Source organism: Pseudoclavibacter sp. CFCC 14310 (assembly GCF_008831165.1).
Lineage (GTDB): Bacteria > Actinomycetota > Actinomycetes > Actinomycetales > Microbacteriaceae > Pseudoclavibacter_A.
Genome location: NZ_WBKC01000002.1, coordinates 542301 through 553461 on the forward strand (window position 1 = coordinate 542301; position 11161 = coordinate 553461).

An 11161-nucleotide genomic window follows, 5' to 3' on the forward strand; every position below is an offset into this window, starting at 1 on the left:
ACCGGGGATGTCACCCGACGGCATCTTCCGCACGGCGGCGGGTCGTCAGACGTCAGGCGGTGCGCACGTGACGACGAAACTGAGCAATGCCCGCAAAGCTGGCGGCATCAAGGCTCGCGCCGCCCACCAGAGCACCGTCGATGTCGGGCTGAGCGAGGAAGCCTGCGACGTTGTCGACGGCGACCGAGCCGCCGTAGAGGATGCGCGTGGCTGCTGCGACGGCGTCGGCACGCTCGGCCCCCAGCGGCGCACACAGCGCCTCTCCGAGGGCTCCGCGCAGACGCCCGATGACTTCTTGGGCCTGCTGCGCAGTCGCGGCCTTCCCACTGCCGATGGCCCACACCGGCTCGTAGGCGATGACGATCTCGGCCGTCTCGCCGGCATCCGCACGCTTGGCCAGTTCAGCTGCGAACTCGGCCACTGCCCCCTGAAGCTGCTGGACGGGAACCGCCGCCGGGCCCTTCGCCTCAAGGTCGGCTGCCGTCTCGCCGACGCAGATCAGCGGAACCAGCCCGTGGCGGATTGCCGCCAGAGCCTTGCGTCCGACCTGAGCGTCGTCTTCGTGGTGGTACGACCGTCGCTCAGAGTGCCCGACGATCGCGTACTTGGCGTCGAGGCGGTTCAGGAAGGCACCCGAGATGTCTCCGGTGAATGCCCCGTGGTCGTGTTCGGAGACATCCTGCGCGCCGAAGGTGATCGGCAGTTTGTCAGCCGCGACCAGCGACTGCACCGACCGCAGGTCGGTGAACGGCGGGAAGACGGCCACTTCGACGTCGTCGAAGTCGTGATCGGCGTCACGCAGCGTCCAGGCGACCTTCTGCACCAGCGCGATGGCGTGCAGATGGTCGATGTTCATCTTCCAGTTGCCCGCGATCAGCGGAGTGCGCTCCCCGACCGGGTGCGCTCCTGCGGAACGGTCCTCGGTTCGCTTGCTGTTGCGCAGACTCATTCGGCCGACCACCCCAGCACGTCGAGGCCGGGCAGAGCCTTGCCTTCGAGCAGTTCGAGGCCGGCGCCGCCGCCGGTCGAGATGTGGCCGAAGTCACTCTCGGTGTAGCCGAAGGACCGCGCGGCCGCAGCCGAGTCACCGCCTCCGACGACGCTGTACCCCGCGGTCTCGGTCAGCGCACGTGCGACGGCACGGGTGCCGCCGGCGAAGGCCGCGAACTCGAACACGCCCATCGGGCCGTTCCAGAACACGGTCTTCGACTGCCGGATGACCTCGGCGAACTGTTCTGCGGTCTGGGGGCCCACATCGAGGCCCATGACATCGGCACCGAGATCGCTCGCTTCGATCGCATCGACTGCGGTCACGCGGTGGGCGGCGTCTTCTGCGAAGCGGTCGGCCACGATGATGTCGACCGGAAGCTGCAGGTGCACGCCGAGGCGCTCGGCCTCGTCGAGATAGCCGCGCACGGTGTCGATCTGATCTGCCTCGACCAGGCTCTTGCCGATCTTCTCGCCGCGTGCGGCCAAGAAGGTGTACACCATTCCTCCGCCGATGAGCAGGTGATCGACTTTGGGCAGCAGATTGTCGATGACGGCGAGCTTGTCTGAGACCTTCGCTCCGCCGAGCACGACAGTGTAGGGATGCTCCGGCGAGCCGAGCAGATGGCCGAGGGCCTGCAGCTCGGTCTCGATCAGCAGCCCCGCGGCGTGCGGCAGCAGGGTGGCCAGCTCGTACACGCTGGCCTGTTTGCGATGCACGACGCCGAAACCGTCTGACACGAAGGCGTCGCCGAATGCGGCGAGCTGTGCGGCGAACGCACGGCGCTCCTCTGCGTCCTTCGACGTCTCAGCGGCGTTGAAGCGCAGATTCTCGAGCAGTACGACGCCGCCCTCTCCGAGCTCGCCGACCTGCTGCCGGGCGGAGTCGCCCACGGTGTCGGTCGCGAACGCTACCTCCGTGCCCAGCAGTTCACCCAGGCGCACGGCCACCGGCTCGAGTGAGAGCTCGGGAACGACCTGTCCTTTGGGGCGGCCCAAGTGGGCCACGATGATCAAGCTGGCACCGGCTTCGAGCAGCCGACGATACGTCGGCAGCGATGCACGGATGCGGCCGTCATCGGTGATGACACCGTCTTTCAGCGGAACATTGAGGTCGCTGCGCACGATGACGCGGCGTCCGGCGAGGGAGCCGAGCGATTCAATCGTCTTGAGAGACATGTGCAGGCTCAGCCCAGCTTCGAGGCGACGAGCTTGGTCAGGTCGACCACGCGGCTGGAGTAGCCGAACTCGTTGTCGTACCAGCCGACGAGCTTGACCGTGGTGCCGATGACGCGCACCAGCGGGGCGTCGAAGACGGTCGAGTACTGGTTGCCGACGATGTCGCTCGAGACGATGGGGGCCTCGCTGTACTGCAGATAGCCCTTGAGCTGCTGCTCGGCTGCCTCACGGTACACCGCGAGGATGTCGTCGACCGACGCCTGGCGCGACGCCTCGATGGTGACGTCGGTCAGCGACCCGTCGGGCACGGGCACGCGCACCGCGTACCCGTCGAGCCTTCCCTTGAGCTCGGGAATGACGAGGCCGATGGCCTTGGCCGCACCCGACGTGGTCGGCACGACGTTCACTGCGGCGGCACGTGCGCGACGCAGGTCTTTGTGCTTGGAGTCGACGAGGCGCTGGTCGCCGGTGTAGGCGTGCACCGTGGTCATGAAACCGCGTTCGATGCCGAAGTTGTCGAGGAACGGCTTGACCAGCGGAGCCAGGCAGTTGGTGGTGCAGGAGGCGTTCGAGATGACGTCGTGACGCTCGGGGTCGTAGAGATCGTCGTTGACGCCCATCACGAACGTGGCGTCTTCGTGCTTGGCCGGAGCCGTGATGATGACCTTCTTGGCCCCCGCCTCGATATGAGCACGGGCGTTGTCGGCGTCGTTGAACTTGCCGGTGCCCTCGATCACGATGTCGACGCCCTGATCACCCCAGCCGAGCTCGCGAGGATCGCGTGAGCTGAGTGCTGTGATCTCGCGGCCGTCGACGATGAGCTTGCCCGGTGCCGTCTCGACGTCGTGGTCCCAGATGCCGTGCACGGAGTCGTACTTGAGCAGGTGAGCCTGGGTCTCCAGGTCGCGAAGGTCGTTCGCGGCGACGATCTCGAAATTGGTGTCCTGCTGGTCGAGAGCCGCACGCAGGACAGTCCTGCCGATGCGACCGAATCCGTTGATCCCAACCCGAACTGTCACGAGCGTTCTCCTTCGATGCTTCGATGCGTCACGTATTCGACGGGAGATGTCCCGCCACAGCCATTCTACTGAACTCCGTCAGACTCCGCCGCTCGGGCGCTCGAAGAGGCCGACCGCCGCAGCGAGATCCATCCCCCAAACGCAAAGCACCCCACGGCATCCGTCGGATGCGTGGGGTGCTCGGTCGACCGGGAGTGTCTCTCGGTCTGTGCGCTGAGGCGATCGTCCGCCTCTTCGGCCCGGGACGGTCAGAGGGTGATAATGCCCTGAGTGCCGTTCTTGGCGGCTGTGAAGCGCTCGGCGACGTTCTGCCAGTTCGCGATGTTCCAGATCGCCTTGACGTAGTCGGCCTTCACGTTCAGGTAGTCGAGGTAGAAGGCGTGCTCCCACATGTCGACCAGGAACACCGGCACGGTCGCCGCAGCGTGGTTCGACTGGTGATCGTGCAGCTGCTCGATGATGAGGCGCTGGCCGAGGCTGTCCCATGACAGGGCAGCCCAGCCCGAACCCTGGATGCCCAGTGCTGCGGCAGCGAACTGCGCCTGGAAGTTCTCGAACGAGCCGAAGAATTCGGTGATCGCGGCGTCGAGCTCACCCTCGGGACGCTGCGTGTCGGGGCCGAGGTTGGTCCAGAAGATGGTGTGGTTGACGTGGCCGGCCAGGTTGAAGGCGAGATCCTTCTCAAGCTGGTTGATGTCGCCGTAGCCGCCGCCCTCGCGAGCGGCCTCGAGCTTCTCGAGTGCGGTGTTGGCGCCCTTGACGTAGTTCGCATGGTGCTTGTCGTGATGCAGCTCCATGATCTTTCCGCTGATCGACGGCTCCAGCGCCGAGTAATCGTAGGGAAGATCGGGAAGGGTGTAGACAGACATGACAACTCCTCACAGTTCACAGATGTGACGGTCGAAACCGACCGCCCTGTGTGCGAGTGTACTCAGCTGTGGCGGCGAACGACGCAAGAGATGCGCAATGTCATACGACGTTCACTGACCGCGAAATGCTTGTTCGGTCAATTGACCGAAGACGCCGTGCGTACCTGCCCGAGGATCGATCAGCGCACGCTGTCAGGCACGTTGGCCTCGGTGCCCGGCACTCCCAGCTCCTTCGCACGGCGATCGGCCATGGCCAGCAGACGACGGATGCGACCGGCGACGGCATCCTTCGTCAGCACGGGATCGGCGAGGCGACCCAGTTCGTCGAGACTCGCCTGTCGGTGCTGCAGGCGAAGATCGCCCGCCTGACGCAGATGATCGGGGATCTCATCGCCGAGGATTTCGAGCGCCCGCTCGACGCGCGCGCTGGCTGCGACGGCTGCCTGAGCCGAGCGCCGCAGGTTCGCGTCGTCGAAGTTCACCAGTCGGTTGACGTTGGCTCGCACTTCACGACGGTGCCGCACCTCTTCCCACTCTTCGAGGGTGTGCGTCGCCCCAAGCAGCCGCAGCATCGTCGCGATCGCCTCGGGCTCACGCACCACCACTCGGTGCGACCCGCGGATCTCGCGTGCCTTCGTGACGACGCCGACGCGACGGGCCGTGCCCACGAGGGCCATTGCCGCCTCAGCGACCGGGCACACCACTTCGAGTGCCGAGCTGCGCCCGGGATCGCTCAGCGTGCCGGCCGCCAGAAACGCTCCCCGCCAGACGGCGCAGGAGATCTCGGGCGAACCGTTGACCAACGCGCTCGGCAGGCCGCGCACGGGACGATTGCGAGTGTCGGTCATGCCGGTCTGGCGGGCCAGAATCTCTCCCCCGCGCGGGATGCGCAGCACGTACTCGCCGGGTGCTCCCACGCTCTCGACGAGCTGTGCCGGGGCACCGTACAGTTCGGCCAGGCCGCGCCGCACCCGTTCAGTGAGTTCGGGAGAGTCGAGCACGACCTCGATGACGATATGACCGGAGATGTGATGCAGACCGCCCGCGAAACGCAGCAGACTGGCGAGCTCAGCTGCGCGCAGTCGACCGGTCGGGTATCGGTGCCTCATGAGCTCCTGTTTGACTTGGGCTGTCAGTGGCACCGCAGGTCATTCCTTTCCAAGGTCTCTGTGTGTGACTTCGACGATGAGATCTGGATGCTTGCGCAGTCTGCGCGCCATCTCGTTCGCCGTGGCCACCGAGCGATGTTTGCCCCCCGTGCACCCGAAGGCGAACATCGCGTGACGCTTGTTCTCACGCAGGTATCCGTCTATCACTGTGCCCAGCACACGCTCGTAGTCACTCAGGAACTCCTGTGCTCCTGGCTGGCCGAGCACATATTCTCTCACATCGTCGTCAGCACCGGTGTGCGCTCGAAGCTCTTCGACCCAGAACGGATTCGGCAGAAAGCGCATGTCTGCCACCATGTCGGCGTCGAGCGGAATGCCGTACTTGAAGCCGAAACTGGTGATCGTCACGGTGACGGTGTCGGCCTGGTCGCCGCCGAAGAGGTCAAAGGCACGGTTGGTCAGCTGATGCACGTTGAGCCCGGTGGTGTCGATGATGGTGTCGGCACGACCGCGCAGTCCCGCAAGCAGCTGGCGCTCAGCCCGGATGCGCTCGACCAGCGTGCCACCGCTCTGCAGCGGGTGCGGACGCCGCACCTTCTCGAATCGCCGAACGAGTTCGGCGTCGCTCGCCTCGAGATAGACCACCCGCATGGGCACGGCGAGGCCGTTGAGCGCATCGAGCTGCGCGTCGAGATCGCTGAACACCGTGCCCCCGCGCACGTCGATGACGACAGCCAGGCGACGGATGTCGTGCTCGCCGTCTTCGACGAAGTGCGCGAGCGGAACCAGCATCTTGGGCGGCAGGTTGTCGATCACGTACCAGCCCATGTCTTCGAGCGCGTTCGCAACGGTCGAGCGTCCGGCGCCCGAGAGCCCGGTCAGGATCAGAAACTCGCTGTGCTCTGCGTTCGGCCGCGCGCCTGCGGACGTCGCAGAGTCCGTCTGCGCGGGGTCACTCTGCACTGTCTCGCTCACGCTCGCCTTCATGATCATCAACCTTAGCCCGATTGCGGTGCTGCCATTCAGCGAGTCTCTGGGCCGTCGTCGCGCCGATGCCGGGCACGGCGCAGAGCTCTTCGACGCCGGCCTCGGCGACACGGGCCGGAGAGCCGAAGTGACGCAGCAGGTCGCGTGCGCGACGGTCGCCGATGCCCGGCACTGCGGCGAGGTCGGTCTCATAGGCCTTGGTGCGGGAGTTGCGCTGGTAGGTGATCGCGAATCGATGGGCCTCGTCACGGATGCGCTGCACCATGAACATCGCCTCGCTGTTGCGCGGGAGGATCACCGGGTAGTCGTCGTCCGGCACCCAGAGCTCCTCGAGGCGTTTGGCGATGCCGGCCAACGCGATGCGGTCGGCGAACCCGTGCTCTTCGAGTGCACGCTTCGCGGCCGCCACCTGAGGTGCACCGCCGTCGACGATGATGAGACTCGGAAAGTACTGGAACGAGTTCTGCCGAGGGTCTCGGGGAGCATCCGAGGGTGATCCCGCCGGACTCTGCTGCTCGCGCAGATGTGCGAGACGACGCGAGATGACCTGATGGATCGAGGCGGTGTCGTCGTTGGTGCCCACGATCGAGAACTTGCGGTAGTCCCGCTTCTTCGGCAGGCCGTCCTCGAAGACCACCATCGAGGCCACGACATCGGTGCCGCCGAGATGTGAGATGTCGTAGCACTCCATGCGCAGCGGCGCTTCGCTCATGCCCAGCGCCCGCGCGATCTCGGTCAGAGCGCTGCTGCGCGCCACATAGTCGCTGGCACGCTTCATCTTGTACTGCCGCAGCGCCTCAGCGGCGTTCGTGGTAACCGTCTGCTGCAGCGAGAGCTTCTCACCGCGCTGCGGCACGCGAAGATGGACCGGACCGCCCCGACGACGCTCGAGCAGCTCGGTGACGGCCTCGGCATCCGCCGGCATCGCAGGCAGCAGAATCTGCACGGGCACGGTCAGGGGACGATCCGCATCATCGAGATAGACGTGCTGCAGCGCCTGAGCCAGGAACTCGGAGTCAGGCATCTCGAGCTCTTTGTCGATGAGCCAGGTGCGCACCCCGCGAATGCGTCCGCCGCGAACCATGAACACGTGCACTGCTGCGTGCAGATCGTCGTCGCTGATGCCGAGCACGTCGGCGTTCTCGTGGTCGGAGAGCACGACCGCCGTCGAGGCGAGCACGGAGTCGAGAGCCTGCAGCTGATCACGCAGCCGCGCCGCCTGCTCGAACTCGAGGTCGTCGCTGGCGCGCTGCATGCGCTGCCGCAGGTCACGAATATAGGCCTGATCCTGACCTGCCATGAAGCGGATCACGTGCCGAGCGGTCTCTCTGTGCTCGTCGATCGAGACCCGACCGACGCAGGGGGCCGAGCATTTGCCGATGTCGCCGAGCAGACAGGGCTTGCCGGTGCGCTGTGCGCGCTTCAGCGTGGAGGCCTTGCAGCTGCGCATCGGGAACACTTTGAGCAGCGAGTCGATGGTCGAGCGCAGGTCGTAGACCTTGACATACGGCCCGAAGTATCGATCGCCCTTTTTGTGCCGGCCCCGTGTGATCGTGACGCGAGGGATCTCTTCGGACATCGTGAGCGCGAGGTACGGGTACGACTTGTCGTCTTTGAACTGCACGTTGAACGGCGGATCGAACTCTTTGATCCAGGTGTACTCGAGCTGCAGCGCCTCGAACTCGCTGCCCACGATCGTCCACCGCAGCTCCCGGGCGGTCGTGACCATGCGCCGAGTGCGCTCGTGCAGCGTGTGCAGCGGAGCGAAGTAGCTGCTGAGCCGTGCACGCAGGTTCTTTGCCTTGCCGACGTAGATCACGCGGCCGTTGGCGTCGAGCCACCGGTACACTCCCGGCTTCGACGGGATGTCACCCGTGCGCGGTCGCCACGAGAGATCTTCGGCCACGGTCAGCGGGCCTTCCCCGCCGAGCGCGTCGCTGCACCCTCAGCCTGGGACTTCGAGGCACTTCGGTCGAAGATCTCGGCCAGGAATGCTCCAGTGTGGCTCTCAGGCACCCGGGCGACCTCTTCCGGGGTGCCCTCGGCCACGACCGTGCCACCGCCAGAGCCGCCCTCAGGCCCCATGTCGATGATCCAGTCGGCGCTCTTGATCACGTCGAGGTTGTGCTCGATGACGATCACCGTATTGCCCTTGTCGACGAGTTCGCGCAGCACGATGAGCAGCTTGCGCACATCTTCGAAGTGCAGACCCGTCGTGGGCTCGTCGAGCACATAGACGCTTCGCCCGTTCGAACGACGCTGCAGTTCGGTGGCGAGCTTCACACGCTGGGCCTCTCCGCCCGAGAGCGTCGTGGCGCTCTGCCCCAAGGTCACGTAGCCGAGCCCGACGTCGACCAGCGTCTTCATGTAACGGTGGATGCTGTTGATCGGCTCGAAGAACTCGGCGGCCTGAGCGATGGACATATCGAGCACCTCGGCGATGTTCTTGCCCTTGTAGCGCACGGCGAGCGTGTCGCGGTTGTACCGAGCGCCGTGGCAGACCTCGCAGTCGACATAGACGTCTGGCAGAAAGTTCATCTCGATCTTGAGCGTGCCGTCGCCGTTGCAGGCCTCGCAGCGGCCTCCCTTGACGTTGAACGAGAAGCGACCCGGAAGGTACCCGCGTGCCTGAGCCTCGGGCGTCTGCGCGAAGAGCTTGCGAATCTGATCGAACACTCCCGTGTAGGTCGCCGGGTTCGACCTCGGCGTGCGGCCGATCGGGCTCTGATCGACGTGCACCACTTTGTCGAGCTGTGAGATGCCGGTGATGCGAGTGTGTTTCCCGGCCACGTTGCGCGCATGGTTGAGCTTCTGAGCGAGCACGCGATAGAGGATGTCATTGACCAGCGTGGACTTGCCTGAACCGCTGACCCCGGTCACCACGGTCATCACCCCGATCGGGAAGCTCACGTCGACGTCGCGCAGATTGTTCTCACGAGCACCCACCACCGAGATCTGTCGCTGCTTCGAGGTGCGGTGCCGTTTCTCGGGCAGCGGAATGCTGCGCCGCCCCGCCAGATAGTCGCCAGTGATCGAGTCACGATTCTGCAGCAGGGCCTCGTAACTGCCCGAGTGAATCACTCGGCCGCCGTTGACGCCCGCACCCGGGCCGATGTCGACGATCCAGTCGGCTGCCTGAATGGTCTCTTCGTCGTGCTCGACCACGAGCAGCGTGTTGCCGAGATCTCGAAGCTTGCGAAGCGTCGCGATCAGACGGCGGTTGTCACGCTGGTGCAGACCGATCGAGGGCTCGTCGAGCACGTACAGCACTCCGGTCAGACCTGACCCGATCTGCGTCGCCAGGCGGATGCGCTGGGCCTCACCGCCGGAGAGCGTTCCAGCAGTGCGCGAGAGCGAGAGGTAGTCGAGGCCGACCTCGAGCAGAAAGTCGAGTCGGGCGCGCACCTCGCGCAGCACCGGCTCGGCGATTGCCGTCTCACGCTGGCCGAGACGCAGGTGACTGAAGAACTCGGCGGTCTGGTCGAGCGGCATCTTGACGACGTCCCAAATGCTGAGGCCGTCGACTTTGACCGAGAGCACCTCTGGCTTCAGGCGGGCTCCGTGGCACACTGAGCAGGGCACCTCGCGCAGGTACGGCTCGTAGCGATCACGCTGCGCGTCGCTCTCAGCTTCGAGCCAGTGACGGTGCACGTAGGGCAGCACTCCTTCGAACCCGCTGGTGTACTTGATCTCGCGTCCGAAGCGGTTGCGGTAGCGCACCTTCACGTTGAAGTCTTTGCCGTTGAGCACCAGCGCCCGGGCCTTCGCGCTGAGCTTGTGCCACGGCGTGTCGAGCGAGAAGCCGTTCTCATCGGCCAGGCCTTCGAGCACGTGCTCGAAGAAGTGCGAGAGCCCTTTGCTCTGCGTGCTCCACGGCAGAATGGCTCCGTCGTGAATCGACGCCTCGGGGTCGCCGATGACCAGTTCTTCGTCGACGCTCATCGCGGTGCCGAGGCCGGAGCACTCGGGGCAGGCGCCGAAGGGTGCGTTGAACGAGAAGGTCCGCGGTTCGAAGTCGGTGACCGTGATGGTGTGGCCGTTGGGGCACGAGAGGTCTTCGCTGAAGACCCGCTGACGCTCCCCTGTCTCGTCGTCATCGGAGCGATCGACGAAGTCGGCGATCACCAGCCCATCCGCCGCTTTCAGCGCCGTCTCGACCGAATCGGTGAGTCGCGTGTCGATTCCCGGCCGCGCCACGAGACGGTCGACGACCACCGAGATGTCGTGTTTGAAGGTCTTCTTCAGCTTGGGCGCCTCTGAGAGCTGCACAGTGTCTCCGTCGACGACGGCACGTGCGAAGCCCTGGGCCTGCAGGTTGGCCAGCAGGTCGACGAACTCGCCCTTGCGCTGACGCACCACCGGGGCGAGCACTTGGAAGCGCGTGCCCTCTGGCAGTTTGAGCAGTTCGTCGACGATCTGCTGCACCGTCTGACGCTGGATCACCGCGTCGCACACCGGGCAATGCGGAGTGCCCGCACGGCTGAACAACAGTCTCAGATAGTCGTAGATCTCGGTGATGGTGCCGACGGTCGACCGCGGGTTGCGGTTCGTCGACTTCTGGTCGATCGAGACCGCAGGACTCAGGCCCTCGATGAAGTCGACGTCGGGGCGGTCGACCTGCCCGAGAAACTGCCGCGCATAGGCAGAGAGGCTCTCAACGTAGCGACGCTGCCCCTCGGCGAAGATGGTGTCGAAGGCGAGTGACGACTTGCCCGAGCCGCTGAGCCCGGTGAAGAGCACCAGTGAGTCGCGGGGAAAGCTCACATCGATGTTGCGCAGGTTGTGCACCCGCGCGCCGCGCACCTCGATACGGTCGTTGGCTCGTTTCTGTATGCGACCGGGATGTGCGCTGCGAGTCTCAGCCGATTCCGACTGGTCTGCCTCTGCCTGCTTCGAGAGGCGAGCCTGCGCCGTCGTCTCGCTCGTTGTGGGTGCTGCGCCGTTCTTCGCGGTGCTGCTGGCCTGGTGCGTCATGATGATCTTCTTCGTGAGGTCGTCGGTGCTGGGGGGA

At 65.4% G+C, this 11161-nt stretch carries 8 protein-coding genes; all 8 read right to left on the bottom strand.

The genetic code is table 11. From position 1 onward, the window contains the following. Nucleotides 1-52: 52 nt before the first annotated feature. Nucleotides 53-949: a triose-phosphate isomerase gene (tpiA, locus tag F8O06_RS06335; protein ID WP_158038037.1), complete on the bottom strand. Its 897-nt coding sequence runs from the start codon at nucleotides 947-949 to the stop codon at nucleotides 53-55. Then, nucleotides 946-2166 (bottom strand): phosphoglycerate kinase, encoded by a 1221-nt coding sequence (locus F8O06_RS06340; RefSeq protein ID WP_158038038.1) that lies wholly within the window; start codon nucleotides 2164-2166, stop codon nucleotides 946-948. Before F8O06_RS06340 ends, tpiA begins: the two co-directional genes overlap by 4 nt. 8 nt (nucleotides 2167-2174) lie before the next feature. After that, nucleotides 2175-3185, bottom strand: coding sequence for a type I glyceraldehyde-3-phosphate dehydrogenase (gap, locus tag F8O06_RS06345; RefSeq protein WP_158038039.1), 1011 nt, complete (start codon nucleotides 3183-3185; stop codon nucleotides 2175-2177). A gap of 248 nt (nucleotides 3186-3433) precedes the next feature. Further along, nucleotides 3434-4054: a superoxide dismutase gene (locus F8O06_RS06350; RefSeq protein ID WP_158038040.1), complete on the bottom strand. Its 621-nt coding sequence runs from the start codon at nucleotides 4052-4054 to the stop codon at nucleotides 3434-3436. 179 nt (nucleotides 4055-4233) lie between these two features. After that, nucleotides 4234-5196 (bottom strand): DNA-binding protein WhiA, encoded by a 963-nt coding sequence (whiA, locus tag F8O06_RS06355; RefSeq protein WP_158038041.1) that lies wholly within the window; start codon nucleotides 5194-5196, stop codon nucleotides 4234-4236. A 6-nt stretch (nucleotides 5197-5202) separates the two neighbouring features. Further along, nucleotides 5203-6138, bottom strand: a complete 936-nt coding sequence (rapZ, locus tag F8O06_RS06360) for an RNase adapter RapZ (protein ID WP_225733423.1) — start codon at nucleotides 6136-6138, stop codon at nucleotides 5203-5205. Beyond that, complete coding sequence (gene uvrC / locus F8O06_RS06365; RefSeq protein WP_158031530.1) at nucleotides 6116-8056, bottom strand: excinuclease ABC subunit UvrC; 1941 nt, start codon at nucleotides 8054-8056, stop codon at nucleotides 6116-6118. The genes rapZ and uvrC overlap by 23 nt, the downstream gene beginning before the upstream one ends. Before the next feature lie 2 nt (nucleotides 8057-8058). Beyond that, complete coding sequence (gene uvrA / locus F8O06_RS06370) at nucleotides 8059-11124, bottom strand: excinuclease ABC subunit UvrA (RefSeq protein WP_158038043.1); 3066 nt, start codon at nucleotides 11122-11124, stop codon at nucleotides 8059-8061. Between the last annotated feature and the right edge of the window lie 37 nt (nucleotides 11125-11161).

What these genes read in the sequence shown, in the direction of transcription:
- tpiA (WP_158038037.1), bottom strand. Translation starts at nt 949, where the DNA reads ATGAGTCTGCGCAACAGCAAGCGAACCGAGGACCGTTCCGCAGGAGCG.
- F8O06_RS06340 (WP_158038038.1), bottom strand. Translation starts at nt 2,166, where the DNA reads ATGTCTCTCAAGACGATTGAATCGCTCGGCTCCCTCGCCGGACGCCGC.
- F8O06_RS06350 (WP_158038040.1), bottom strand. Translation starts at nt 4,054, where the DNA reads ATGTCTGTCTACACCCTTCCCGATCTTCCCTACGATTACTCGGCGCTG.
- uvrA (WP_158038043.1), bottom strand. Translation starts at nt 11,124, where the DNA reads ATGACGCACCAGGCCAGCAGCACCGCGAAGAACGGCGCAGCACCCACA.